Here is a 25,460-nt window from a genome sequence, read left to right as displayed (position 1 = left end):
CATGCCGAAATGTGAAAGTAAAATTCCTGTAGAAACCCCTGCTTTTAGCCTAGCAAGTTTTTGCTAGCGCAGCAATAGCAGAAAGACTCGCTTTTAAGCCTGATTGTTGTCCATCGCTACCTAGTATTACGCAGTGTTGTTTTTAGGCCATGCACGCGTGCCGACAGCATATACACAGCTTGCCGATTCAGCGGTGACTTATTTTCACTTCAGGTATCGAGTTTTATCTCATGTTCCAGCTTATGTCCCAGCTTATGTTCCAGTTCCGTGATCAAGTTCGAATGCGTCATGTCGACCAGGTTGCGACGTATCCATTGATGGGCAGGGTTGCGGCTATCGCGTTCATGCCAGAGCATGTCTACGTGTACGTCAGGCATGGCGAAAGGCAGTTCTTTCCAGACCAGGGCTTCGGTCATGCCGGTGGCGGCAACCAGGTGGCGTGGCAGCACCGTCAGCAAATCAGAATTTGAAACCACGCGGCCACTGGTAAAGAATTGATTAACGGTGAGAACGATACGCCTTTCGCGCCCCATTTGCGCCAGTGCTTCATCCACCAGGCCATGGGCACGTCCAGAAAAACTGACCAGCAAGTGCTTGGCATTGCAGTATTCATCCAGTGTCAGTTTTTTATTGGCCAGAGGATGGTCACGCCGCATGACGACGACATAGTGGCCGGAATACAGCCTTTCATGGCGGATAGCGCTATTGGCAGCACCCTGGCCACCAGTGAGCTGGGCGACCACACCCGGGAAAAAACCGATGGCGATATCAATATCACCACGCATGAGCATGGGGCGCGGTTCACGCGTAGTCAGCGGCACCATGCGTACATTGACGCGGGGTGCTTCTTTTTCCAGCACATTCACCAGGGTAGGCATCCACAGGGCGGCGGTAGCATCCGACATCGCCATACGGAAAGTGGTTTGTGCCTGTGATACATCAAAGCTGCTGGGGGCAATTGCAGTTTCCAGGCTGGAGAGTGCCTGGCGTATCGCTGGCCAGAGGATTTCTGCACGCGGCGTAGGTTTCACGCCATAGGCTGTGCGTATCAATAATTCATCACCGAGTGAATGACGCAGGCGTTTCAGGGCATTGGAAACGGCAGGCTGGGTCATGGCCAGCTTGTCTGCAGCGCGGGTCAGGTTTTGCTCGATCATGACGGCATCAAAGACGCGCAGGAGATTCAAATCCAATGTCAGAAAATTCACGTTATTTGCTCCGGTTAATAAATGACCAATACTTACTGACAATTATTCATAAACAGCATAATTGATATGGTAAATCAAAATTAGAATTATATGATGCACTGCAATATTATGACGTCATTACAAAGTGTTTAAAGAGTGGAGTAAATCATGACTTTCCTGAATATCGCCTTTCCAGCAGCCAGCGCCCTGCCAGTTTCTCAAATCGCTATCAGTGCTTTTGCCGGTGCTGCCCGCCCTCTGTTGGGTCTGGGTATCCTGGCTACCATGCTGATCGTTTTCAAACCTATGTTGCTGGGTATGTTCCGTGCTGCCTTGCTGGTCATCAGCCCAAAACAATCCCGCGAAGAAAAAACAGCAACACGCAACCTGCGCACCATGCTGACTATCCGCCGCATCGCCAACGACCTCGATGGCACATCGCCAAACATGGCCGCTGAATTGCGCGCTCTGGCTGCCCGTGGCTAACCGCCCGTGGCTTAACAGTAGCACGATTAGATAAGTAATTGGTCTTATGCAACATTCTTCTGTTTATTCCCTTGCTGGTGCTTCTGTCCAGAGCCAGGTAGCCACACAGCGCCAACCGCGTGTAGTGGCTGGCTCCAGAAGCCTGGCGTCGATGTTGCCTACCATACTGACGACAGGTTTGGTCAGTCTGGTAGCGACTGCTGTATTACGCCTGATGTGGATGGGTTGGGGCCATGATTTTGTGGGCGCCTGGATGGAAGCATGGCTGACAGTATGGCCAATCGCTTTTCCTGCAGCCTATATCAGCAAACCCCTGATCAATAAACTGACACGCCGCCTGAGCAAGCCAGTTGCCACTGAACATGCGCTGGGAGCCACTGCCATCATGCAAGCCTCAGAGCAAGCAACAGCCAGGAGTGGCCTGAGTCGCAAACCCAGTATGTTGCCAGTACATCGCTGATCAATAATAGCAATGCAAAGAAAAGCCGCAGCTAGCCTGCGGCTTTCTTGTTTCTGGCATCAGAAAGTTCTGTGCATTGCTCCATATACTCTTGCATGACTTCTTCCTGTATCTTTTTGATACTGCCATCTTTTTCCATATTGCGTAGTACCGGCTCCAGGGCAGTGGCGATTTGCTGGTGTCTGGTATGCAGGAAATGGTAGCCCAGCCTTTTTTCCAGTGATGGCTCCAGTATCTGTATGCGGTTCAAACCCAGTTTGCGCACCAGGCAAAAACTGAAGCGTGAGTCGATGGCAACATCGGTGCGCCCGGCATCGAGTTTGCGGAACAGGGATTCCAGACTGGGCGCTGGTTCTTTTTGCGGCACATTCCGGAGTCTGTCTTCAAGATAGGCAATCCCGCTGACATAGCCGACCACATAGGGCTTCAGGCTGTCGAAGCCATCCACGCTGACATTCTTTTTCACAGCAAACACCACCGCTTCTTCATAAACGATGGGTATGTCTATCTTGATGGAATCCGGCAAACCGGTGTCGATGACCTTGGCAGAAACTGCGTCCAGCCTGCCTGCAGTCCACATGCTGAGCGCCCGCGCTGCCGGCGTGGCGATGAAATTGAGCTTGATACCCAGTTGTTCATACGCCTTGCTCAAGACTTTTTGAGCCATCAAGGTACTGGGTCGGTTGATATCAGACAGCGAAACATCCAGCCTTCGCTCTTCGCGGTTCTGTGTCTGTCCCAGCACCTCAGCCGGTGAAAGCAGGATGCTGCCAGTCAGCAGTAGCAGCAACAGCCATGATGGAGATGGACGCATGGGGTTCCCGGAGTGTCGGAATGTCGGCCAGCATCAAATGAAGTAGCCAGTCGATATTTATACACCCGTTCGGTAAGCTTTTCCAGCTTATCTAAAAAACAAAAAACGCGGCCGTAGCCGCGTTCTTGTTAATGCATGAAGCCTGAAACTCAGGCTGCCAGGCGTTTTTCCAGGGCGACGCGGGTCGCTTCCAGCTCAGCTGGCAAATGGTAAGCCAGTTTTTCAAACAACTCGGCATGCAGTTTCAACTCTGCTTCCCAGGCTGCCTTGTCGATGGAAGTGATGGTATCGAACTGCGCTTGCGTGAAGTTCAGGCCTTCCCAGTTCAGGTCGGCAAAGGTAGGGGTAACACCAAAGATGTTTTCCACACCATTGGCCTTGCCTTCTATGCGTTCCAGCATCCACTTCAACACGCGCATATTGTCGCCAAAACCTGGCCAGACAAATTTGCCGTTGTCATCCGTACGGAACCAGTTGACGCAGAAAATGGCTGGCTGTGTAGCGCCCGCTGCTTCTATCTTCTTGCCCATGTCCAGCCAGTGCTGGAAATAGTCACTCATGTTGTAACCCATGAAAGGCAACATGGCGAAAGGATCACGGCGTACCACGCCTTGCTGGCCTACGGCTGCAGCCGTAGTTTCAGAACCCATGGTCGCTGCCATGTAGACGCCTTCTACCCAGTTACGGGCTTCGGTCACCAGAGGCACGGTCGTTGAGCGACGGCCACCAAAGATGAAGGCAGAGATAGGCACGCCAGCCGGGTCATCCCATGCTGCATCAATGACAGGGTTTTGTGTTGCAGCCACCGTGAAACGCGCATTTGGATGGGCGGCTTTACGGCCAGTCTCCTTGGCGATTTCTGGTGTCCAGTCCTTACCTTGCCAGTCTATCAGGTGCGCTGGGGCTTCCTTGCTCATGCCTTCCCACCAGACATCGCCATCATCGGTCAGGCCGACATTGGTGAAAATGGTGTTGGCTGTAAGAGATGCCATGCAGTTGGAATTGGTGGCAGTATTGGTACCAGGTGCCACGCCAAAATAACCGGCTTCCGGGTTGATGGCATACAAACGGCCATCTGCACCAGGTTTGATCCAGGCGATGTCGTCACCAATCGTTGTGACTTTCCAGCCTTTGATGGCGGGGATCAGCATGGCGAAATTGGTCTTGCCGCAGGCAGACGGGAAGGCTGCTGCGACATAATGCTTTTTGCCCTCTGGCGACTCTACACCGAGGATCAGCATATGTTCTGCCAGCCAGCCCTGGTCACGGCCCATGGTGGAGGCGATACGCAGGGCAAAACATTTCTTGCCCAGCAGTGCATTGCCACCGTAACCGGAACCAAAAGACCAGATTTCGCGCGTTTCTGGATAATGCACGATGTATTTGGTGTTATTGCATGGCCATGCCACATCGGCCTGGCCTTCTGCCAATGGTGCGCCTACTGTGTGTACGCAAGGAACGAAATCACCGTCCGTACCCAGTACGTCATATACCGCCTGGCCCATGCGCGTCATGATGCGCATGTTGACGGCAACGTAAGGGGAATCAGACAATTCCACGCCTATATGGGCGATAGGTGAGCCCAGCGGGCCCATGGAAAAAGGCACGACATACATGGTGCGGCCACGCATGCAGCCATCAAACATGGGGTTCAGGGTGGCGCGCATTTCTGCGGGGGCCATCCAGTTATTGGTCGGGCCTGCGTCTTCCTTATTGGTCGAACAGATATAGGTGCGGTCTTCGACACGGGCCACGTCCGATGGGTCGGAGCAGGCCAGGTAACTATTCGGGCGCTTGGCTTCATTGAGCTTCTTCATGGTGCCAGCGGCAACCATTTGTGCGCACAGACGGTCATACTCTTCTTGCGAGCCGTCACACCAATAGATATTGTCAGGTTTGGTCAAGGCCGCCATTTCGGCGATCCAGTTGATCAATTTCTGATGTTTCACGTAAGCGGGTGCGTTTAATGCAGCCACACCTTTCATGATGGGTTGATTCACGATACTACCTCCAATGCCATTTCAATAAAAAAACCGGTGTAGCGGCACGGCAGGATCGTCGTTAGATTGTGGCGATGCGATCGCAGGAGCGCTCAAGCAAGGCGAACACCATAGCGGCGGTTCTGTCGGATAATACGAAGACAAGAGGGTGTCTTGGCTCCTGGCTTGCGCCCGGCAGGATGGCGCGGGGCGGAAGAATCTAAAAGCTACGTAGGCGGACATTGTACACGCGAGTCTGGCAGGAAGCGAATTTTGCCTCAGTTTCATTATCATTGTTTTACGTTTTATGAAAGTGAAGATTTTTCAACGCAAATCTGAATAAAAGCAGGAATACGAATTTTCCCGGATTTTAAAGAATGTATAAGGACGAATGAGGATAAACCATGAAAATAGCCATACTTGATGATTACCAGGACGTAGTCCGGCAACTGCCTTGCTTTGAATTATTGAAGGACCATGAAGTCAAAGTCTTCAACAATACTGCCGTGGGTACAGGCCAGCTGGCGATACGTCTGCAGGCTTTTGACGCTGTCGTACTTATACGTGAACGCACCCGCCTGAACCGTGCCCTGATGCAAAAGCTGCCGAATCTGAAGCTCATTTCCCAGACTGGCAAAGTCGCAGGCAACATCGACATTGCCGCCGCCCATGAACTGGGTATTGCCATCGCCGAAGGCATAGGTGACCCTACTGCGCCAGCTGAGCTGACCTGGACCCTGATCATGGCGGCGTCACGCAAGCTGACCAGTTACGCTCAACTGTTGCAGGATGGTGTCTGGCAAACCTCTTCCCTCGATCCAGCACACAACCAGTTGGGCCGTGTCCTGAAGAAACGTACTCTGGGTATCTGGGGCTATGGCAAGATAGGCAAGATGATCGCTGGCTATGCCAGGGCCTTTGGCATGCAGGTCATGGTGTGGGGACGTGAACCAAGCCTTACGCAGGCAGCCGCAGATGGTTTGCTGGTAGCAAACTCCAAAGAAGCCTTTTTTGCTGAATGCGACATCATCAGCATGCATCTGCGCCTCAACGATGCTACCCGTGGCATCGTCAGCCAGACTGACCTGGCACTGATGAAGCCGGATGCCCTGTTCGTCAATACCAGCCGTGCCGAACTGGTGCAGCAAGGTGCCCTGGAAGCAGCACTCGATGCTGGCCGCCCCGGCTTTGCTGCGATTGATGTTTTCGAGAGCGAACCCGTTGCCAGGGATCATCCCTTGCTGCACAGGGAAAATGTCCTGGCCACCCCGCATCTGGGTTATGTAGAGCAAGGTAGCTATGAACTGTATTTCCGCATTGCTTTCCAGAACATCGTCGATTTTGCTAATGGCAATCCGCAAAACATATTGCAGGCAACTTAAACCCAGGCTGCATGTAGCCAAATCACATCTCACGCATTTCATTAAAGAAAATTAAAGGAAAGGTGTGCATTTTCCAACAGGTGAAAAATTATTTCAAAAATAACATTGCAAATACTTTAACTTTGTAAAAAATGCACTAAACTTTAATCTCATAGCCAGCAGGCAAGGGCGCTGTCACGTAAATGGCAGATTTTCCTGACGCAGACTTTCTGCCAATATTTGCCGCCCATTAATAAATCCTGAAACTGGCATTGCCTCTATCACCTGATAGCTGCGTCAATATGGACGGTATTGATTGCAGAGGAGAGCTTTGCGATGAGACAACAGATGCTACATTCCGGATTTCTGAAAGGCATGCTGGGCATGCTGGCAGCACATGAGATGAGTGCCAGTGAACGCAAACCCCATGTGCGGCAACTGGTGTATGTGGCTTTACCCTGCGCTTTGCTGCTAGGCCTGGCGAATTACCTGCAGTCTGGCTACCGCCTGCCTGGCCTGATCCTGGCACTCAGCGCCGTGCTGGTACTGGGTGCGGCATTCCTGTTGTCAGGCAAGGACCAGTTGCTGACCATGGCTGAATCCTTGCTCTTGCTGTTTGGCCTGGGAAGTTGCGTGGCACTGGTGGTGCTGGGTGGCATCGCTGGCAGCGGGGTAGTGTGGATATATGCTTTCCCCTTCCTGGCCTTGTGGCTCAAGGGTCAGCGCCAGGGTGCGCGCTGGAGTTTGCTGTGGCTGATGTCCATGTTGCTCAGCATCTGGGGCGTCCGCGAATTTTCCTTCGCTTATGTCTATGATGAAAAATTCATGGTGCAGGCCAGTGTGGCCATGCTGTTGTATACCGGCATCGCCCTGGCCTACAACTTCAGTCACAGTCTGTTGAAAGAAAAACTGTATGTCAGCGAACAAGGCATACAGGCCAGAAACCGCGACTACACCAACAAACTGGAACAGGCTGCATACCAGGATACCGTCACTGGCTTGCCTAATCGCCTGCGTCTGCTGGACATACTCAACCGCGAAATCAGCCTGGCCCAGGAACGCGGGCATACCCTGCTGGTAGCGCATATACGTCTCAAAAAAATGTTTGAGACCAGCAATATCATCGGTACCGATGCCAGTGACAAACTGATACGCAATATTGCCAACACCATGACAGCCGCAGTAGGTTCACGTGGCATCTTTGCACGCATACGGCGTGATGAATTTGTCTGTATCTACCGCAAGCATTCTGAAGATATCACTGCCACTGACATCATCAGGGAAATCCTGGCTTTTCGTCTTGAGTATAAAATCAATGACTATGCCATCCACATCGATCATACGATAGGTATCGCCAGCTTCCCCAGACATGGCGAAGATGCTGATACCCTGCTACGCAAGGCAACCCAGGCCATGCTGCAAGCCCAGTTTGCCAATCACAACCTGGCCTTTTTTGATGAAAGACAAGAACAGCAATTCAGCCGCCAGCAACAGCTCTTCATACAATTGCATGAGGCCCTGCAAAAAGGCGGGCTCAGCCTGCATTACCAGGCTCAGATCGATTTAAAAACCGGTGCCGTCACCGGCGCCGAAGCCCTGGCAAGGTGGATAGACCCGGTAGCTGGCCCTATCGCTCCTGCTGAATTCATACCGATTGCAGAAAAATCCGGCCTTATCAAACCCTTTACCCTGTGGGTCATGCGCGAAGCCTTTGGTCAGCTGGCCAGATGGCGTGGCGAGGGCCTGAACCTCAACGTCTCCATCAATCTCTCCGCCAGATGCCTGATGGATGGTGAGCTTGTGAATAATCTGCACGGACTACTGAAAGAATTCAACTTGCCCGCAGAATATGTGGTGCTGGAACTGACCGAGACCGGCTTTGTCGATTCAACAGAAGTTGCCACGCAAACCATACTGGGTTTGCATAAACTGGGCTTCCGTCTGTCTATTGATGATTTTGGTGTGGGTCACTCTTCACTGTCGTACCTGAAAAACCTGAAGATAGATGAACTCAAAATAGACCAGAGTTTCATGCGCACCATGGCGATTGATGCCAGTTGCCGTGCCATTGTGCTGTCAGCCATACAACTGGCGCATAACCTCAACCTCAAGGTAGTAGCCGAAGGCATAGAAAGTGCCAAAACCGAGCAGCAACTGCAGGAGATGGGCTGTGATACTGGCCAGGGCTATTATTTCTGCAAACCCATGCCTGCCGATGTCTTCAGCCAATGGGCCAGGTCCTGGCAGATCAACCGGCGTGCCATGTTATCTGCCTGAGACCGGAAGAATGCAGCTAGCCTGAGCATGATTTTGCATTCATACCTGAAAAGGCTTAGCATGCGGGTTCCTCTTCATTATTCGCCATGCTTACATGCCTTATACACTGCAAAAGAAAATAAAACAGTTCAGCCTGGCGCTGCTGATCTGCCTCCTGTTCATGGCGGCAGCCATTTCCACCCTGGGTTTGCGTGACCAGATCGTGGTGGCCGATCTGGCCATCGTGCCGGGCAATACTGTCAACCCTGATGGCAAACCATCCGACCGCTTGCGTGGCCGCCTGAACGCCGCCTTGCGCCTGTATATGGCACAAAAGTGCAAGGCTATCCTGGTCAGCGGTGGTACAGGTGAAGAAGGCCATGATGAAGCCGAAGTCATGAAAAATTACCTGGTTGAGCACGGCGTACCGGTGGCGGCTGTGTATACCGATAATCAGGGCATCAATACTTTTGCCACAGCCAGAGCAGCGGCCACGCTGATGCACGAGAAAAACTGGAAGTCCAGCATGCTGGTCAGCCAGTTTTTTCATATAGCGCGCTTTCAACTGGCGATGAAAAAATTTGGTGTCGAACCCGTGGGGCACGTGCATTCCACCGACTACGAAATACGGGATGCCTATTCGCTGACACGTGAAGTGTTTGCGTATTTTGAATATACCTTCAGCAATCCACAAGTGCAATAAATCTGCAGGTTCAATATTGATCAGATCGACATATCGCGCAGCATCCTGGATGCTTCGCGGTTTGCCAGCAAGACACTGCCATCGCGCATATGCAGACGCAATTGCGATTGCTCATCGGCTTTCATGGATTCGACGAAATCCAGGTTCACCAGCAAGGAGCGGTGTATCCGTATAAAGCGCGCCGGGTCCAGCCTGGTTTCCAGTTCAGTAATGCCCAGCCTGACCAGGTGGGTTCTGTCGCCAACGATGATGGCGGTGTATTTGGCATCGGCCTTCAGGTAGGCGATGTCATTCACATTGACCGGGAAGATATGGCCACGGTCACGCACCAGTATGCGTTCCAGCCGCCCGGTGTCACGGCCTGCCGCCAGGTTCAAGGCATGTTCCATCGCCTGCATGGAAGGCGGCGCATCCAGCAATCGGTCTACCGCCGCATCAAAACGCTCGCGTGAAAAAGGCTTGAGCAGATAATCCACTGCATGCAATTCAAAGGCCGTCACCGCATACTGGTCATACGCCGTCGTGAAGACTATGTCAGGCAAATGGCTGAGACGGCGCAAGACTTCCAGGCCAGTCATCTCGGGCATTTGTATATCCATGAACACCACGTCAGGTTTCAGCAAATTGATTTGCGCCAGAGCCGTGACACCATCGGCAGCTTCACCGATGAGGCTGAGCTCTGGCCTGTCACTGATGGCATCGCGCAAGACTTCGCGTGCCAGTGGTTCATCTTCTGCAATAAAGGCGGTTTTAATTTTAGTCATGTTGGCTGCCAGATCAGACTGAAGAAATAGGTATGGTCAAACATATTTGAAAACCCTGTCCGGGTGCAGTATCTATGCTGAAACTGGAACGCCCGCCATATTCCAGATGCAGGCGTCGTTCTACGGTTTTCACGCCTATACCGCTGGAAGCATGTACATCGGCCAGTTCAGCACCGGGGCCATCATCGCGGATAGTGATTTCCAGCTCGCCATGCAAGGCCTTGAGCCTGGTCTTGATGAGCAGCTTGCCAGGCTGGGCGCGTGGGTTGAAGGCATGTTTGATACTGTTTTCCACCAATGGCTGGACTGTCAGCGGCGGCAGGCCAAAGCCACCTGCCATTTCATCAAGCTGCCAGTCCACATTCAGCCTGTGACCCAGGCGCAGCGCTTCCAGGTTGAGGTAGTCACGCACGAAATTGAGTTCATCTTCCAGGGCAACATGGGTAGTGCCATTTTTTTCTGCATCCAGCACATAGCGCAACATGTCAGAGAAGCGGAACAGGGCCGCCTCAGCCGCCTTGCCATCCTTGCGCATGAGGGCAATGATGGAATGCAGGGTATTGAACAGGAAGTGGGGATTGAGTTTATTGCGCAGGCTGGCCAGCTCGGCCACCACCAGCAAACCCTGAGCCTGGGATGCAGCCAGGGCCTGCATGCGACGCGCCTCGCTGGAACGCACGGAATGAAAAATAGCGGCAACCACGCCATACATCATCAGGCTGTACAGGAAGGGCCAGATATAGGCACTCAGGGGGCGTACTTCTATGATTTCTTTGATATGCACTATCAATTGCATGAATCCACTGACCATGTAGTGCCAGAAAAAGCCGAATACCACTGACAACAGGATGTGGACAAACACGATAGTGATGGGGCGCAAAGCCTTGCGTTCCATCACGCCAGTCAGGGGCCAGATAAAGGCCAGGGTCAGCGCCGCCGGCAAAGTATTGATTTCAGAATACAGCGCCAGTTGCAAGTCAAATTGGCCTTTGGACAAGCCGTCGACCTGTATCGCCATCGCAATCAAGATGGAATACGCTAGCCAGGCCAGGGTATAAAAAAGCCACAAGCGGCGCATCACTTATCCTTTCATTCAATCAAGACCATGCAGAGTATCCGGCAATTTTTGCCGGACAGCCACTGTGATGACACCAAATGAGGAATTAGAGGACTTAATTGCAAAGCCTGTACCGCTGCCTGATACCTTACAGCCCCTTTCAATCTTTCTCACGTTCCCAGTATTGCAGCGTGGCTGCCTTGTCATAGCCCTCGCCGGCCAGCACGACACTGATGCGATTGGTGTCGGGATAGACAATCACGTCATGCGGATTACGCTCGCCTATGATCAGGTAGCGGCATACCGCATCGGTATGATTGTACAGACTGTGCCCCACCTTTTGTCCGGCCGGGAATACCATGTAATCGCCCGCTTTCATGATATAGGTCTGCTCACCCATGCGCAGGGTCAGGCTGCCATCGAGCAGCATCAATTGTTCTTCTTCCAGATAATGATAATGGTTGGGGCAGGCAAGTTTGCCGGGTGACAGTTCTTCCATGCTGACGCCTATGTGCTGGCAACCGCCATACTGGCCTAACTGACGGTAACGTGAACCAAAACTCTGGCCGTGGGAATATTCATCCCAGGGTACATCCTCCACCACAAACGGACGGGTTATCCCGTCCTCCGTGAGTGCGATGGCTTTTCTTTTCTCTGTCATATCTGCTTCCTTGGAAATATCAGGTGGCTATTATTTAGGCTATGTCTATCTTGCCCATCTCCAGCAAGACTTCATGAGCAGAGCGATAGGCGTCGATGGCCAGCGGCATACCGCAATACACGCTGGCATGTAATAGTACTTCTTGTATTTCTTTCATGCTGGCGCCGTTATTGACAGCACCACGAACATGGCCCTTGATCTCGTGAGCCCGTCCCAAAGCGGTCAGCATGGACAGGGTGATCAGGCTGCGCGTCTTTAAATCCAGACCATCACGGCACCAGACCGTACCCCAGGCATTGCGGGTGACAAATTCCTGCAACGGTGCGGTAAAGGCATCGGTATTGCTGAAGGCCTTTTCTACAAAGGCATCACCCATGACTTGTTTGCGTATATGCAGGCCATCCTGAAATTGCTGGTCGGTTTGCTTATCCATTGCGATATAGACTCCTTGTTAAGCTCAGTTAGACTCAATGTGATTTTTCTGTTAAGGCATGCTAGCCAGATAGTGCGGGAGGGTCAAAACAGCAAAGCGATTTGTTGTTTTTAGGTTGCATTACCCTTTTCCAGGAGAAATATATTTATAAGACAACTTGTTTGAGTGCAGACTTGTCTTTCACACTTTATTGGTTACAGTTCTTTACAGAAAACGCGCTATCTTTACTAAAGCCGGGATTTATTTGCGCTGCACAGGGCTTATGATGGATGTAAAACGCGAGCTACTTTTTGCTGATGCAAGGCTGGCAATCATTTTTCCTGCAAGGCTAGAACATGGTATTTCTGAATCTGAAGCTAAAGTCGTTGGCGACTGCCTTGATCGTTCTGGCAGGCTGGAACATGCCTGCCCTTGCATTGGAAACTGGCAAACCCGCACCTGAGTTCAGCGCCCAGAGCAGCAAGGGCAATATACAGCTGGCTGATTATCGCGGCAAAGTCGTTTATCTGGATTTCTGGGCATCCTGGTGTGGGCCATGCAAACAATCCTTCCCGTGGATGAATGCCATGCAAAGCAAGTACGGTGCGCAAGGTTTCCAGGTAGTAGCCATCAACCTCGACAGCAAGCCGGAAGAAGCGCAGGAATTCCTGAAATCCACACCCGGCAATTTTCATATCGCCTATGATCCCAAGGGAGTCATGCCGCGTCAGTATGAAATCAAGGGCATGCCCAGCAGCATACTGATAGACCGGGATGGCAAGGTACTGTACCAGCACGCAGGCTTTACTGAAGCCAGCAAGACAAAAATTGAACAAGCCATACAGGCAGGCCTGGGGAATAAATGATGATGCAATTCATACATGGTACATATGTGCGCAAACTGGTTTTGCTGGGCCTGGTGCTTTCCTGCAGTGCTTGCGGCAATATGCAACTGGTGCAGGCCGTACAGCCCTGGGAAAAAGGCAAGCTGGCCAAGAAGGAAATGACCTTTACCCATGATGCGCTGGAAAACAAATTCGCCGAACATACTTATTCCAGCAAGGAATCTGCCTTTGGTGGCACAGGTGTGGGTGGCGGCGGTTGTGGCTGCAACTAAAGATTAAAACAAGCGTAAGTAAAAGCATGAATAAGTAAGGACAAGGCTCAGGAAAAAGCATGAAACCAGTCATCCCCAAGACCCCTGACAATCTGGCCAGCACTTTGCTGGCTGCTGCACTGGCACTGCCCATGATGCAGGCTGCACATGCGGAGTCAGCACCGGACAAGGGCCTGATCAGCCTGAAATTACTTGATTACAAGGACAGCCAGCCAGGCGAAGAACGCGTCAAGGTACAGGCCAGCGCCCTCAAGATCATGGCACCGCTGTCGGATGAATGGTCAGTTGGTGCGACTTATGTCACCGATAGTATTTCTGGTGCCTCGCCCGCCTTTCATAGTTATGGCCTGGTCAAGCTCAGGGATTTTCGCCGGGCACTGGATGCCGAAGTCACCCGTTATTTCCCGCATCACACACTGACCCTGGGTGCTACGGCATCCAGCGAGGCAGACTATATTTCGCGCGGCATGTCAGTACAGGGCAGCCAGTTCAGCGAAGATAAAAATACCACATGGACAGCGGGCCTGGGGTTTGCCAATGATACCGTCAGTGCCTCGACCGGCAGGATCAAAGGTGAAAACAAGCAGGTGAGCGATGCCTTGCTGGGCCTGACCCAGGTCATGAGCATAAATGATATCGTGCAGGTCAATCTGGGCCTGGCCCATGCCAAAGGTTATTTGTCTGACCCCTATAAGGCTTTTGACAAGCGCCCGGATGAACGCAACAGCTATACCTTGTTGACGCGCTGGAACCATCATTTCGATGCAACAGGCGGCAGTGCCCGTCTCAGTTACCGCTATTTTGGTGATAGCTGGAAGATCAGGTCGCATACCTTCGGTCTGGAATATACCCAGCCCTTAGGCCTGGGCTGGAGTGTCACGCCGATATTGCGCATCTATAGCCAGAGTGCCGCCAGTTTCTACGTTGATGCCAGGCCGGAAATGTATCCGTTTGCCCCCAACCCGCCTGATGGTGCGCAGCATTATTCTGAGGACCAGCGCGTGTCGGCGTATGGCGCACGTACCGTGGGTATCAAACTGGCGAAGCAAATCAATGAAGACTGGCAAGTCGATGTGAAGTATGAGCAATACCAGCAACGCGCTTCATGGCGTTTGTTTGGCAGCGGCAGCCCGGGGCTGTTGCCCTTTGATGCCAGGACTGTACAGCTGGGTTTGTCACGGCAATTTTAGTGCTGGTGTACTGATAGATTTATGCAGATTTACCGCATCCCTTTCAAGGCCATGGCCAGCACTTGTGAAGTTGTCATTGCAGACGATGATGAACAGGCGATGTTTGCCAAAGCACAGGAAGCGATTGCGGAAGTCAGAAGGATAGAAGTCAAGTATTCGCGTTATAGACCGGACAGCATAGTCTCACGCATCAATGCTCAGGCGGGCGGGGATGCAATAGCCTGTGATGAAGAGACTGTGGCCTTGTTTGATTATGCCCAGGCCTTGTACCAGGCCAGCGATGGCTTGTTCGATATCACGGCAGGCATACTGCGCCAGGCCTGGGACTTCAAGAACCAGCGCTTGCCGGCAGAAGATGAAGTGCAGGCTTTGTGCCAGCGTATAGGCTGGCACAAGGTGGAGAGAGCAGATAACAAGCTGAGATTGCCGCTGGCAGGCATGGAGATTGATTTTGGTGGCTTTGGCAAGGAATATGCAGCAGACCGGGCAGCATCCGTATTACAGGTAGCAGGCGTCACGCATGGCTATGTCAATCTGGGTGGTGATATACGGGTGCTGGGCCCCAAGCCGGATGGCCAGGCCTGGATCATGGGCATACAAGACCCACGCCAGCCAGACAAGATTATTGCCAGCATTCCCCTGACGACAGGGGCGCTGGCAACCAGTGGTGATTATGAAAAGTATATGGAAGTGGCTGGACAACGTTATTGCCATATCCTGAACCCGCAGACCGGCATGCCGGTCAGGCAGTGGCGCAGTATCAGCGTACTGGCACCTGTGGCCGCGCTGGCTGGCAGTTGCACCACCATAGGCATGTTGAAAGAAGCAAATGCGCTGGCATATTTACAGCAAACCGGCTTGCGCTTCCTGGCGATTGACCAGCAGGGCAGAGTACATACTCAGGCTACAGCCTGAACAGAGAATTTAAGGAGTATCTATCATGACTACCGTAGTCGGCGACGATGGCAATAATACCTGGACCGTCATTAATCCATCGACTTTTACACTCGATGGCAAGGGCGGTATAGACACCCTCAATCTGGGTACTTCACTGCGCTCCAGTTATACCATTACCAAGGCAGCTGATGGCTCTGTGCACATCGATACTCTGTCCGGAGCAAGCGGCGAATTGCATGCCACCCTGTTCAACATGGAAAGACTGGTATTCAATAATGGCCAGGATACGCTGGATTTGCTGAGTTTTTTTGGCGATACCACACCGCCTACAGTAATCAGTTTCAGCCCGGCAACGCTGGCTGGCAGCGTTGCCACCAATAGCGATATCGTGCTGACCTTCAGCGAACCGGTCAAGGCTGGCAGCGGCACCATCAGCCTGCAAAACGCCGATGGCAGTACAGTCGCCAGCTACAATATTGCTCAAAGCAGCAATGTCACTATCAGCGGCAATACGGTCACCATCAACCCGACCAATGACCTCAATAATGGCAGCACTTACAAGCTCAATATCCCTTCAGGCGCCATCAAGGATATTGCTGGCAACAACTACATAGGCACGAGCAGCTATTCTTTCACTACCGCCGTCAAGGCGGTACCGGGTGGCATCGTCGGTACGGCGGGTAACGACAGCCTCAGCGGTACTGCAGGTAATGACAGTTTCAATGGACTGGCCGGAAATGACATCATCAATGGTGGCGCAGGCCTGGACATTGCCATCTATGCTGGCAAGCGCAGTGACTTCAACATCACTGCATCCGGTGCCAATTTTACTGTCCAGGATAAAACCGGGGCTGAGGGTACGGATACTGTCAATCAGGTAGAACGACTGCAATTTGCTGACATGAGCGTGGCACTGGATATCAATAGCACGGCGGGTGTAGCTTACCGTATCTACCAGGCTGCCTTCAACCGCACCCCGGATTTGCCTGGCCTGGGTTACTGGATAGGGCAGATGGACAAGGGATCAACACTGAACCAGGTTGCTGCCAGCTTTGTCATTTCCGCCGAGTTCAAGCAATTGTATGGGGCAAATATCTCTGACAATGCCTTCCTGACTGCCCTGTACAGTAATGTGCTGCACCGGACACCAGACCAGGCAGGCTTTGATTACTGGAATGGGCAAGTCAGCAAGGGCATGACAAGAGCCGACATACTCGCCAGTTTTAGCGAGAGTACCGAGAACCAGGTACAGGTGGTTGCCAAGATACAGAACGGCATAGATTTCATTCCGTTCGGCTAAACAAAGTCACAGGTGCTGCAAGTTTGCAGCACCTGGCCAAGCTCTGTGCATAAGTTAGCGCTTATACACAGCCTCGATATCCGCAGCAAAATGCGCGAGCAAATTATTGCGCTTGAGTTTCAGGGTAGGGGTGATCAGGGTGTTTTCCACCGTCCATGGTTCCAGTGTCAGAATCGCCGCGCGTGGTTGTGCATAGTAAGGAAAGCCTTTTGTCAGGCCCTTGATACGCTGCACTACCGCTTTTTGCGCCTGCGGTGATTTCAGGCTGGCTGCATCATCCGGGTTCAGGCACAGTGAGCTGGACAGATCCAGCCAGTAGGCACGGCTTAGCACCACGGCACAGGCGATGAAGGGGGCGTTCTCGCCAAAGGCATATGCCTGCTCAAACACGGCATCATTCATGATCGCCAGTTCCAGGTCTACAGGAGCAATTTTTTCACCGGTAGAGGTGACGATGATTTCCTTGACGCGGCCCAGGATGCGCACGCGCCCGTCAACGATGGATGCCTGGTCACCGGTACGCAGCCAGCCATCAATAAAAGTCTTGGCGGTATCTTCTTCCCGCTTCCAGTAACCACGCATGACATTCGGGCCACGAACCTGCAATTCTGCATTTTCGCCTATGCGCACTTCTACCTTTTCCACAGCGCGGCCTACCGTGGCGGGATCATTATCATCAGGCGCATTGAAGGAAACCACAGGGGCGGTCTCGGTCATGCCATAACCCTGGACGATAGGTATGCCCAAGCCCAGGAAGCATTGCGAAATTGCCTGCGACAAAGCCGCACCACCACTGACAGCCACCCGCAAGCGACCACCAAACTGGTTCTTGAGCTTGCTGGCGATCAGTGGTTCCAGCACCAGCCAGCGCAGGCTGTCCAGCAAGGCGGTCATGCCATCACCCTTGAGCAAACCCTGCTCACGACTGAAACGACGCCAGCCGGTAGCAATCGCCAGATTGAACAAATTCGCCTGCAATTTTGATGCCGAGAGCTTGGTCTGAATCACACCATACACACGCTCATAAATGCGCGGCACAGAAATCAAAATCGTAGGCTGCACTTCCAGCAAATCCTGTGGCAATTGCTTGACCGAGCGCGAGAAGGCGACGCAGGCACCAGCAGCTATCGGCAGGTAATAACCTGCAGTACGCTCAAAGGTATGCGACAAGGGCAGGAAGGATAAAAACACATCACTAATAACCGGCGACACCCTGTGGACAACTGCCTTGACGTTAGACACCACATTGGTATGCGTCAGCATGACACCCTTGGGTTTGCCTGTCGTGCCCGAAGTGTAGACCAGCGCCGCCAGATCATCGGCTGCCGGGCCTTTTGCACTGGCTTGCAGATGTGCTGCGCTGGCCAGCCATTCATCGATTTGTATGACAGGAACACTGGCTGGCAAGACTGCAGCATCCAGCTCTTTTTCCAGCACAACGACCTGACGCAGGGCTGGCAATTCCAGACCAGCATTGGCGATGTCTTTCCATTGTCTGTCGCTTGCGGCGATTAAGAATGCAGCATCGCTGTCACTGAGGATGTAGGCAATACTGGCCGGGTTATCCATCGCATGCATGGGCACAGGCACAAAGCCGCAAGCCTGCACGGCCTGGTCCATGCAGACTGCATGCAAGCCATTTGGCAGCAAAATAGCGATGCGAGAACCATGCTCCAGCGCCAATGGTGACAAGGCCTTGATAAAACCCTGGACGCGCTCTTGCGTCTGTTGCCATGAATAAGATATCCACAGGCCCTGGGCATCATCGAATTGCCGGTAGGCTTCTGCATCAGGGGTTTGTGCTACCCGCCAGGCAAATAATTCTGCCAGGGTTTGCACTGTGGATAAGTCAGAAGTTGTTACTGTTTGGGCAGAGATAGACATGAAATGCGAAGCAAAATTAAACAAGCCAGCAGCAAGTTTTCAACCGGACCCGGGAAAACTTGGTTCGTATTTACACGAATATGCCGACTAAAAGCGTCATTATGCAACAAATAGGGAATAAGCTATTGCGAGGGCACAAAATGCTCGTTTCACATCCACACTAAGAGAGCATATTTAAATAAAAGCGCAAGAACGCCTCCCACTATCCAGGATAAGGCTTCCACCACAATCTCACGTGAGAATTGAAATTCAACTTTGGGCTGCTGGTTCGTGTGTTTTTGCATAGTCTTCACGCTGGCAAAAGCTTCGCAGCCACAAACCTGGCACTGCTGGATTTGCTTGCTGTTTTCTGCTGAGCAGGCATGACAGACCCAGTCATAGTCGATTTTTTTGCTATTCACTCAATAAGCCTTTTTTCTTCTCTGCCAGTTTCTTATATTTTTTATAGAGAAAGGGAGCGAAGAACAGGGTAGGTGGACCAAATAACACTATCTGTACCATCAGTGAAATGATCAATGAACGGCTGAATATGAGTAGCAAGAGAAACAAACCTGTTTCCATCGCCAGGCATGCGAGCACTGTTTTCCAAATGGGGGATAAGTTATTCCAAAACTGCTTCATTTGTAAAAATCCTCAACAGCTGCATTCAATGAGCGCGTGGGAATTCGTCTCACTCAAGCTCGCCCCACATCGCAACATATAATTGTTTCAAATTCGCTGGCAACCATGACCAGGCCGTTTTCTTTTGCTTGAGAGTCAACCCAAAAAATAACTCTTCGACATAATAGACATCTATATATTCTCTGGTTTTTTCGTCTGCAACTCTGAGTAAGCCGGACATGAACTTCAGATGCGATTGCACGACTGCCTGATTGCCATCACGCATGGCCTGGGTAGTCAGCCTGGCAAATTCTCCTACCATTTCTGTTGTACAAAGTGCGATGCTGCGGTGCGTCCTGGCCAGCCGCAACATATGTATGGCAACATCAGGAAAGGTCTTCATGATGTTCAACAAAAGTTTTTTTACACTGGGGTGTATTGGCATTAGTAATGCTTAAGCAGTATCTATAAAATTTTCGTCCTGAAAAGTCGGCTCAAACTTGCAAGAGATAATCACTTTCCAATTACCAATTATAATGTAGGCCTTGTCCGCCCCATCCCATACCGGAGTATATATGCTAGGCACGCAAGACCTCATCCAGTTCATCATCGCAGGCATCTTACTCAATATCGCCCCTGGTCCTGATTCCATCCTCATCATGACGCGTAGTGCAACGCAGGGCTGGCGTGCCGGGTCGGCAGCGGCGCTGGGTGTAGGTGCGGGCACCATGGTACATATCATGGCGGCGGCACTGGGTTTGTCGGCCTTGCTGGCAACTTCTGCAACTGCTTTCACCATCGTTAAACTGGCTGGTGCTGCCTATCTGCTGTACGTCGGCGTATCCATGCTGTTAAGCCGGGCAAAATCTGCTGAACAAGTTCAGGCTGGCACGACCAGCCAGCCCTTGCTCAGCCACCGCAAGATTTTCATGCAGGGCTTTTTGACGAATGTACTCAACCCCAAGGTCGCGATTTTCTTCCTGGCTTTTGTGCCGCAGTTTATTGCTGCTGATGCCAGCAACAAGCCGCTGGCCCTGATCTTCCTGGGTTGCATTTTTAATTTCAATGGCATGATCTGGTGTCATATCCTCGCAGTGTCGACGGCATTTGCGAGACAGCGCGTGGCAGTCAACCAGGCTGTCACGCTGTGGCTGAACCGCTTCATTGGTTTGATGTTTGTCTCTTTTGGTATCAAGCTGGCCTTGTCGAATAAAAATTGAAAACAAGAAAAATACCTCTTGTGACAGATAACAAAAATACATACATAATGAGCATAAGCAGACCGAATTAATTCAGACTCATCCACGCAGCTTTTGAGGGGATATACGTCATGTCTTTCTTGTCATCAAGCACTAAGCCACTGCCACCCTGGAAAGTCTTGCTGGTTGATGATGAGCCTGATATCCATGATGTCACCAAGCTGACGCTGAGCCGCTTTCGCATGGATGGGCGACCGCTGCTGTTTCTGGATGCCTACAGTGGTGCAGAAGCCAAAACCATGCTGGCCAGCCATCAGGATATTGCTCTGGTATTTCTTGATGTGGTCATGGAAAAAGAAGACAGCGGCCTCGAAGTAGCCCGCTGGTTGCGTCAGGAACAGGGCAATCAGTTCACCCGCATCGTCTTGCGCACAGGCCAGCCCGGCCAGGCACCGGAAGAAAATGTCATCGTTGATTACGATATCAATGATTACAAGGAAAAAACCGAACTCGACCGCAAGAAATTATTCACCACCACGTTCGCCGCCCTGCGTGCCTACCGCGATATCATGGATGTGGAAAAGGCCAGACGTTTCCAGGCTACTTATCGCGAAGGCCTGGAACGTGTCATCGAAGCCTCTGCCCATATCTTCAAGCAACGTAACCTGCATGATTTTGCCAATGGCTTGCTACAGCAGGTAGTCGCCCTGTTGCGGCTGGAACAAAGCCTGCTGGTGCGCCTGCGCGGTGCCAGTGGCATCTCGGGTGCCGACAGTTATGAAGTGCTGGCCAAGATAGGCGAGTTCGACGATGACAGCCAGATTTTTACCGATGAACTGGTCCAGCAATTACACGAAGCCTGCGCCAATCGCATCTCGCTCCTGAATGGTGATACCTATGTAGGCTATTTCCCGAACAGCAGCGGCAAGGCCTCTTTACTGATACTCCGGGGCGTGCATGATGTTGCCGAGATCGATGCAAAATTGCTGGAAGTATTTTCTTCTGGCGTAGCCATCGCCTTCGATAATATTTTACTCAACCAGGAAATCACCGATACCCAGAGTGAAATGATACTGCGCCTTGGCGACGTGGTGGAATCGCGCTCGCATGAAGCCAGCAACCATGTCCAGCGCATGGCTGAAGTTTCGTATCTGCTGGCAGTTGCCTCCGGCATGCCCAGGGATGAAGCGAATATTCTGCGGCAAGCCGCCCCCATGCATGACATAGGAAAAATAGCGACACCTGACGCCGTCTTGCTGAAACCCGGCAAGCTTGATGTCGCTGAATGGGAAATCATGAAGCAGCATCCCGATGTAGGTGCATCGATACTGGAAGGTTCACAAAGACCGATACTCAAAGCCGCCGCCATTATCGCCCACCAGCATCATGAAAAATATGATGGCAGTGGTTATCCACAGGGCCTGAGCGGAGAAAACATCCACGTCTACGCCCGCATCGTCGCCGTCGCCGACGTGTTCGACGCCCTCATGCACGCCCGTTGCTACAAACCCGCCTGGGAACTCGACGCCGTCCTCACCCACCTGCAAAGCATCAGCGGCAGCCACCTTGATCCGCGTTATGTGGATTTGATGATTGCCAATGTGGATGAGGCGCTGATGGTGAATGCGAGGTTTCCGGATTGAGATTTTAGCAGGTGTTTCTCAACATATCGTCGACCTTGTTTTAAGTCATATTATTCGTTACCTATACACGTCATTTGAGATTGCAGGCCGGGGGTAGCCCGGCGGCTACTCACTTTTCTTGTCTCGCCAAGAAAAGTAAGCCAAAGAAGGCGACCCAGGCGTAGCCGCCCCTACGGGGTACCCGTTTGTTTGTACAAAAAATGGGAAATGCCCGAAACTCGCTTCCCTTGCAGGGCGCACAATCGCTTGCAAGCGATTGCCGTTACGCAGGCGAAGTGCATGCACTTCGAAACCCCTGCTACACCTCAGACACGGGCATTTCTAATCCATTTTCTGTACTGCACAAACGGCGGCTACACATGGGAACTGCCAAAGTCAAAAACAACAACAGCAACGGCAAACCCAAAGTCAAAAGCAACACCACATCTCGTTGATCAACCACGTTTAATGCAATATGAATCCCGGTTGCATTGACGTTGCTTTTGACTTTGGGGGTTGTTGTTGATCTTTGCAGTTCCGATGTGTCGATGCCTTTGCTGCAAGGCAGAAAATGGAAATAGAAAGACCGATGTTTGAGCGCAGCGAGTTTTCGGGCTTTCCCATTTTTTGACTTGCAGCAAAGGGGACCCCCTTTAGGGGGCAGCGACGCCTCGGTCGCCTTTTTGGCATCCCTTTTTGGCGAAGCAAAAAGGGATGTAGCTGCCGGTCTACCACCGGCCGGCAATCTCAATTTACGTGTACAGGTATTTGAAAATCAAGCACGTAACACGATACGAATCTGAAATTAATATCTCTGACAGCATACCAAGAACGCCCCTGGATTTCAGCCAAAAACACGCTGGAGCGCCAGCCCAGTGGAATGACGTTGTTAAGTATACGAGTTTAATAACCCACCTATCACCAGCCTGCTATCTCAAATCATGTCCAAAAGCATATTGAGAAGGGTGACAAACTATCCCTCCTTCACTGGCAAACTCCTCCTCTGCGGAAACCGCAACTGATACCGCAACCCTTCCCCCAGTACACTGGTCGCCCTGACCGTGCCATGCAAAGCCCCAGTCACCAGGTTATACACAATATGCGCCCCCAGCCCGCTGCCACCCTGGCCACGCTTGGTCGTAAAAAATGGCTCAAACAATTTTTTCAGGGCAGCTTCATCCATGCCTATGCCATCATCGGCAAATTCCAGCTCCACCTGATCCTGCACAACTTGCACGCGGATAGTCACTAAGCCCTGCTCACGTCCGTCAAAGCCATGATGGATAGCATTCATCAGCATATTGGTGATGATCTGCGATAGCGCACCGGGGTAATTCCTGACCAGCACGCCCTTGCCACATTCCAGCTTGACGCTGATGTTTTTATTCTTGATCTTGGGATGCAAAGACAGCAGGATTTCTTCGAGATAAGTACGCAGGTCAAATTCGCGCATGCTTTCTGAAGACTGGTCTACCGCCACCTGCTTGAAGCTGCGTATCAGGGTAGCGCTGCGCTGGCAGTTGCTTGTCATGATGCGCAGGGACTGGTCCATGATATCGAAAAATTGCTGCAAGCCATCCTTGCTCAGATGACCTGCCTCAAAGTCCTTGCGTATCAAGGCCAGCTCTTCGACCATATGGCTCGTGGCTGTCACGCATATGCCTACCGGGGTATTGATTTCGTGTGCAACGCCTGCCACCAGGCGTCCCAGCGAAGCCAGTTTTTCCTGGCTGATGAGTTCAGCCTGTGCAGTTTGCAGGGCCGCCAGGGTATGGTTCAGGGTTTCGTTTTGTTGTGCCAGCCTGGCATAGGCCTCGCGTATGTCACTGTCGGCCTTGATACGCGCCAGGGCAGAGGCAACATGGTTGGCAACGAAGGCCAGCAGGTCAAGATCGGCCTCGGTATAGATGATGTCGGCCTTGTAGCTCTGGACGATGATAACGCCAAGTATGCAATCATCGGCAAGCATGGGTGCCCCCATCCAGCTGACCAGGTCGCTGCTGCCCAGTACCTGTATGTCACCATCACTGACCAGCTGTTGCAAACGCTGCTGGTCTATCAGTTGCGCACGGCGCTGATGAACCACATAGGAAGTCATGCCTGCCCCCATGGGGAAACGCTGGCCCTTCAGGTCGGCGTCTTTTTCATCCCGCATATACTGTATGCTGAATTCATCTTCTTCAGGCAGGTACAGGGCCACCATGAAATTTGGCACCTGCAATAGCTGGCTGACGATGTCATGCAGACGCGAGAATTTCAGCTCGGTTTCAGTGACGGTGATGGATAGCTCGGCGATTTCATACAAGACTCTTTGCAGGGTTTCGGCACGGCGTCTTTCCTGCACTTCATGTTCCAGCAGAGCAGTCCTGTCGGCCACGGCCTGTTCCAGGCGGTCCAGACTTTGCACGGCCTGCAAGGAGGTGGAAATATGATTGGCGATGAGGGCAAACAAGGCCTGGTCTTCTTCGCTATAGGTATGCGATACCTCATAGCTTTGTATGACCATCGCTCCCAGCGGCTGCTTTTGCTGATCCAGCAGCGGGTAGCCCATCCAGTGCTCAGCGCGGGCGCCTGTGCCCCAGGCTTCGCCACCGGCAGCGATGACGGCGTTTTCTCTGGCGGCATCTTCTTCCGCCGTCATCAGCAAGGGCTTGCGATTCAGTATGATCCAGGCTGTAGGCGACTGGTCGGGCGAGGCCAGCACAAACCAGGCAGCCGGATCCACGGGCGCGTCAATTTCATCAACCCGGTAGGCATAGCGTACGGCGTGCTGCTGTTTATCGTAGAGGGCGACATAGAAATTGGCCGCATACATGATGCGGCCCAATGCCTGATGCACTGCTTGCAGGAATCCTGTGACATCGCGGGAAGAAACAGAAATCTGGCTGATTTCCAGCACCATGGATTGAACGGCTTCAAGGCGTTCCAGGCGCGCTTCCATGACCAACTCCCCAGGGAGATATCGACAGCAGGTTTATTTAATAGGCAGACAGCTGGTATTCTTGACTTCTTCCATCACTGCATAGGTATGCGTTTCGCGCACGCCATTCAATTGCAGCAGCGATTTACCGAGGAAATCGCGATAGGCATTCATGTCTTTGACACGCGCCTTGACGAGGTAGTCAAAACCACCCGCCACCATATGGCATTCCAGCACTTCAGGGATGGCTTGTACGCCACGCCGGAAAGCGTCGAACACGTCTGGGGTCGTGCGGTCGAGCACAACTTCAATGAACACCAGCAAAGCCACATCTAAAAGATGAGGATTAAGCTGGGCTGTGTATCCTAGTATGTAGCCGGATTCTTGCAGCTTGCGCACGCGTTCCAGGCAGGCAGCAGGGGAGAGATTTACCCTGGTTGCCAGCTCTACATTACTGATACGGCCATCGTTTTGCAATTCGGCCAGAATTCTTTTACTGATTTTGTCGAGCATAAGAAGTCAAAAATCGTCAGTGTAGTGGTTAATAATATTCGGCATAATTTTCTCACAAAATAGAAAATTTCGATATAT

At 52.0% G+C, this 25,460-nt stretch carries 24 protein-coding genes; 12 read left to right on the top strand and 12 right to left on the bottom strand.

What is annotated here, in order from left to right:
- Positions 1-209: 209 nt before the first annotated feature.
- Positions 210-1,208 (bottom strand): LysR family transcriptional regulator, encoded by a 999-nt coding sequence (locus tag DFR42_RS07805; RefSeq protein WP_110254428.1) that lies wholly within the window; start codon positions 1,206-1,208, stop codon positions 210-212.
- Positions 1,209-1,355: 147 nt separating this feature from the next.
- On the opposite strand from DFR42_RS07805, the gene DFR42_RS07800 reads away from it, so the two are divergent.
- Positions 1,356-1,673: a hypothetical protein gene (locus DFR42_RS07800; protein ID WP_110254427.1), complete on the top strand. Its 318-nt coding sequence runs from the start codon at positions 1,356-1,358 to the stop codon at positions 1,671-1,673.
- A 46-nt stretch (positions 1,674-1,719) separates the two neighbouring features.
- Positions 1,720-2,133 (top strand): DUF2798 domain-containing protein, encoded by a 414-nt coding sequence (locus tag DFR42_RS07795; RefSeq protein ID WP_110254426.1) that lies wholly within the window; start codon positions 1,720-1,722, stop codon positions 2,131-2,133.
- Positions 2,134-2,164: 31 nt separating this feature from the next.
- Here the strand turns inward: DFR42_RS07795 and DFR42_RS07790 are convergent, their stop codons facing one another.
- Both DFR42_RS07790 and DFR42_RS07785 read right to left on the bottom strand, forming a co-directional pair.
- Entirely contained in the window at positions 2,165-2,947 is a 783-nt protein-coding gene (locus tag DFR42_RS07790; protein ID WP_110254425.1) for a substrate-binding periplasmic protein, read from the bottom strand.
- A gap of 149 nt (positions 2,948-3,096) precedes the next feature.
- The gene (locus DFR42_RS07785) at positions 3,097-4,947 is read right to left on the bottom strand and encodes a phosphoenolpyruvate carboxykinase (GTP) (protein WP_110254424.1); all 1,851 of its coding nucleotides are present in this window, start codon (positions 4,945-4,947) and stop codon (positions 3,097-3,099) included.
- A 383-nt stretch (positions 4,948-5,330) separates the two neighbouring features.
- On the opposite strand from DFR42_RS07785, the gene DFR42_RS07780 reads away from it, so the two are divergent.
- The 3 genes from DFR42_RS07780 to DFR42_RS07770 all read left to right on the top strand — a co-directional run bounded on the left by DFR42_RS07780 (position 5,331) and on the right by DFR42_RS07770 (position 9,246).
- Positions 5,331-6,308, top strand: coding sequence for a D-2-hydroxyacid dehydrogenase family protein (locus DFR42_RS07780; protein WP_110254423.1), 978 nt, complete (start codon positions 5,331-5,333; stop codon positions 6,306-6,308).
- A gap of 327 nt (positions 6,309-6,635) precedes the next feature.
- Complete coding sequence (locus tag DFR42_RS07775) at positions 6,636-8,564, top strand: putative bifunctional diguanylate cyclase/phosphodiesterase (protein ID WP_170133440.1); 1,929 nt, start codon at positions 6,636-6,638, stop codon at positions 8,562-8,564.
- Between the two features lie 94 nt (positions 8,565-8,658).
- Entirely contained in the window at positions 8,659-9,246 is a 588-nt protein-coding gene (locus DFR42_RS07770) for a YdcF family protein (RefSeq protein ID WP_110254421.1), read from the top strand.
- A gap of 20 nt (positions 9,247-9,266) precedes the next feature.
- Here the strand turns inward: DFR42_RS07770 and DFR42_RS07765 are convergent, their stop codons facing one another.
- The 4 genes from DFR42_RS07765 to DFR42_RS07750 all read right to left on the bottom strand — a co-directional run bounded on the left by DFR42_RS07765 (position 9,267) and on the right by DFR42_RS07750 (position 12,161).
- A complete protein-coding gene (locus DFR42_RS07765; RefSeq protein ID WP_110254420.1) occupies positions 9,267-10,010 on the bottom strand; it encodes a LytR/AlgR family response regulator transcription factor in 744 nt (247 codons plus the stop codon).
- A 13-nt stretch (positions 10,011-10,023) separates the two neighbouring features.
- Positions 10,024-11,088 (bottom strand): sensor histidine kinase, encoded by a 1,065-nt coding sequence (locus DFR42_RS07760; RefSeq protein WP_245936878.1) that lies wholly within the window; start codon positions 11,086-11,088, stop codon positions 10,024-10,026.
- 139 nt (positions 11,089-11,227) lie between these two features.
- Positions 11,228-11,728: a cupin domain-containing protein gene (locus tag DFR42_RS07755; RefSeq protein WP_110254419.1), complete on the bottom strand. Its 501-nt coding sequence runs from the start codon at positions 11,726-11,728 to the stop codon at positions 11,228-11,230.
- A 34-nt stretch (positions 11,729-11,762) separates the two neighbouring features.
- A complete protein-coding gene (locus DFR42_RS07750) occupies positions 11,763-12,161 on the bottom strand; it encodes a carboxymuconolactone decarboxylase family protein (RefSeq protein ID WP_110254418.1) in 399 nt (132 codons plus the stop codon).
- 335 nt (positions 12,162-12,496) lie between these two features.
- Between DFR42_RS07750 and DFR42_RS07745 the strand changes: the two genes are divergently transcribed.
- Genes DFR42_RS07745 through DFR42_RS07725 form a run of 5 tightly spaced genes read left to right on the top strand, consistent with a single transcriptional unit; the run spans position 12,497 to position 16,644 of the window.
- Positions 12,497-13,006: a TlpA family protein disulfide reductase gene (locus DFR42_RS07745; RefSeq protein WP_110254417.1), complete on the top strand. Its 510-nt coding sequence runs from the start codon at positions 12,497-12,499 to the stop codon at positions 13,004-13,006.
- Complete coding sequence (locus DFR42_RS07740; RefSeq protein ID WP_245936877.1) at positions 13,006-13,257, top strand: DUF4266 domain-containing protein; 252 nt, start codon at positions 13,006-13,008, stop codon at positions 13,255-13,257. The genes DFR42_RS07745 and DFR42_RS07740 overlap by 1 nt, the downstream gene beginning before the upstream one ends.
- Before the next feature lie 59 nt (positions 13,258-13,316).
- Positions 13,317-14,447, top strand: coding sequence for a DUF3570 domain-containing protein (locus DFR42_RS07735; RefSeq protein WP_110254416.1), 1,131 nt, complete (start codon positions 13,317-13,319; stop codon positions 14,445-14,447).
- Between the two features lie 21 nt (positions 14,448-14,468).
- Entirely contained in the window at positions 14,469-15,362 is an 894-nt protein-coding gene (locus DFR42_RS07730; protein ID WP_110254415.1) for an FAD:protein FMN transferase, read from the top strand.
- A 25-nt stretch (positions 15,363-15,387) separates the two neighbouring features.
- Positions 15,388-16,644 (top strand): DUF4214 domain-containing protein, encoded by a 1,257-nt coding sequence (locus DFR42_RS07725; protein WP_110254414.1) that lies wholly within the window; start codon positions 15,388-15,390, stop codon positions 16,642-16,644.
- 54 nt (positions 16,645-16,698) lie between these two features.
- Here DFR42_RS07725 and DFR42_RS07720 read toward each other — a convergent pair whose 3' ends face one another.
- The 3 genes from DFR42_RS07720 to DFR42_RS07710 form a co-directional block, all read right to left on the bottom strand.
- The gene (locus DFR42_RS07720; RefSeq protein WP_110254968.1) at positions 16,699-18,528 is read right to left on the bottom strand and encodes an AMP-dependent synthetase/ligase; all 1,830 of its coding nucleotides are present in this window, start codon (positions 18,526-18,528) and stop codon (positions 16,699-16,701) included.
- Between the two features lie 149 nt (positions 18,529-18,677).
- The gene (locus DFR42_RS07715; protein WP_110254413.1) at positions 18,678-18,929 is read right to left on the bottom strand and encodes a hypothetical protein; all 252 of its coding nucleotides are present in this window, start codon (positions 18,927-18,929) and stop codon (positions 18,678-18,680) included.
- A gap of 269 nt (positions 18,930-19,198) precedes the next feature.
- Entirely contained in the window at positions 19,199-19,531 is a 333-nt protein-coding gene (locus tag DFR42_RS07710) for a DUF7674 family protein (RefSeq protein ID WP_146218803.1), read from the bottom strand.
- A gap of 172 nt (positions 19,532-19,703) precedes the next feature.
- Between DFR42_RS07710 and DFR42_RS07705 the strand changes: the two genes are divergently transcribed.
- Together DFR42_RS07705 and DFR42_RS07700 are read left to right on the top strand one after the other, a co-directional pair.
- Positions 19,704-20,348 (top strand): LysE family translocator, encoded by a 645-nt coding sequence (locus tag DFR42_RS07705; protein WP_110254411.1) that lies wholly within the window; start codon positions 19,704-19,706, stop codon positions 20,346-20,348.
- A gap of 110 nt (positions 20,349-20,458) precedes the next feature.
- Entirely contained in the window at positions 20,459-21,970 is a 1,512-nt protein-coding gene (locus tag DFR42_RS07700) for a response regulator (protein WP_110254410.1), read from the top strand.
- A gap of 952 nt (positions 21,971-22,922) precedes the next feature.
- On the opposite strand, the gene DFR42_RS07690 is transcribed toward DFR42_RS07700, so the two are convergent.
- Both DFR42_RS07690 and DFR42_RS07685 read right to left on the bottom strand, forming a co-directional pair.
- Entirely contained in the window at positions 22,923-24,890 is a 1,968-nt protein-coding gene (locus DFR42_RS07690; protein WP_110254408.1) for a GAF domain-containing sensor histidine kinase, read from the bottom strand.
- Positions 24,891-24,923: 33 nt separating this feature from the next.
- Complete coding sequence (locus DFR42_RS07685; protein ID WP_110254407.1) at positions 24,924-25,382, bottom strand: Lrp/AsnC ligand binding domain-containing protein; 459 nt, start codon at positions 25,380-25,382, stop codon at positions 24,924-24,926.
- Between the last annotated feature and the right edge of the window lie 78 nt (positions 25,383-25,460).

Origin of the sequence: Undibacterium pigrum (genome assembly GCF_003201815.1) — a bacterium.
In the GTDB taxonomy this organism is placed as follows: Bacteria; Pseudomonadota; Gammaproteobacteria; order Burkholderiales; family Burkholderiaceae_D; genus Undibacterium; species Undibacterium pigrum.
The sequence above is the reverse complement of the archived record's forward strand: the minus strand, read 5'-3'. Positions and strand labels throughout refer to the sequence as shown.

Coding starts and splice junctions, on each gene's coding strand:
- DFR42_RS07770 (WP_110254421.1), top strand. CDS start 8,659: ATGCCTTATACACTGCAAAAGAAAATAAAACAGTTCAGCCTGGCGCTG.
- DFR42_RS07740 (WP_245936877.1), top strand. CDS start 13,006: ATGATGCAATTCATACATGGTACATATGTGCGCAAACTGGTTTTGCTG.
- DFR42_RS07745 (WP_110254417.1), top strand. CDS start 12,497: ATGGTATTTCTGAATCTGAAGCTAAAGTCGTTGGCGACTGCCTTGATC.
- DFR42_RS07700 (WP_110254410.1), top strand. CDS start 20,459: ATGTCTTTCTTGTCATCAAGCACTAAGCCACTGCCACCCTGGAAAGTC.
- DFR42_RS07795 (WP_110254426.1), top strand. CDS start 1,720: ATGCAACATTCTTCTGTTTATTCCCTTGCTGGTGCTTCTGTCCAGAGC.
- DFR42_RS07800 (WP_110254427.1), top strand. CDS start 1,356: ATGACTTTCCTGAATATCGCCTTTCCAGCAGCCAGCGCCCTGCCAGTT.
- DFR42_RS07780 (WP_110254423.1), top strand. CDS start 5,331: ATGAAAATAGCCATACTTGATGATTACCAGGACGTAGTCCGGCAACTG.
- DFR42_RS07750 (WP_110254418.1), bottom strand. CDS start 12,161: ATGGATAAGCAAACCGACCAGCAATTTCAGGATGGCCTGCATATACGC.
- DFR42_RS07765 (WP_110254420.1), bottom strand. CDS start 10,010: ATGACTAAAATTAAAACCGCCTTTATTGCAGAAGATGAACCACTGGCA.
- DFR42_RS07685 (WP_110254407.1), bottom strand. CDS start 25,382: ATGCTCGACAAAATCAGTAAAAGAATTCTGGCCGAATTGCAAAACGAT.
- DFR42_RS07690 (WP_110254408.1), bottom strand. CDS start 24,890: ATGGAAGCGCGCCTGGAACGCCTTGAAGCCGTTCAATCCATGGTGCTG.
- DFR42_RS07710 (WP_146218803.1), bottom strand. CDS start 19,531: ATGAAGACCTTTCCTGATGTTGCCATACATATGTTGCGGCTGGCCAGG.
- DFR42_RS07720 (WP_110254968.1), bottom strand. CDS start 18,528: ATGTCTATCTCTGCCCAAACAGTAACAACTTCTGACTTATCCACAGTG.
- DFR42_RS07730 (WP_110254415.1), top strand. CDS start 14,469: ATGCAGATTTACCGCATCCCTTTCAAGGCCATGGCCAGCACTTGTGAA.
- DFR42_RS07705 (WP_110254411.1), top strand. CDS start 19,704: ATGCTAGGCACGCAAGACCTCATCCAGTTCATCATCGCAGGCATCTTA.
- DFR42_RS07790 (WP_110254425.1), bottom strand. CDS start 2,947: ATGCGTCCATCTCCATCATGGCTGTTGCTGCTACTGCTGACTGGCAGC.
- DFR42_RS07760 (WP_245936878.1), bottom strand. CDS start 11,088: ATGCGCCGCTTGTGGCTTTTTTATACCCTGGCCTGGCTAGCGTATTCC.
- DFR42_RS07755 (WP_110254419.1), bottom strand. CDS start 11,728: ATGACAGAGAAAAGAAAAGCCATCGCACTCACGGAGGACGGGATAACC.
- DFR42_RS07775 (WP_170133440.1), top strand. CDS start 6,636: ATGCTACATTCCGGATTTCTGAAAGGCATGCTGGGCATGCTGGCAGCA.
- DFR42_RS07725 (WP_110254414.1), top strand. CDS start 15,388: ATGACTACCGTAGTCGGCGACGATGGCAATAATACCTGGACCGTCATT.
- DFR42_RS07735 (WP_110254416.1), top strand. CDS start 13,317: ATGAAACCAGTCATCCCCAAGACCCCTGACAATCTGGCCAGCACTTTG.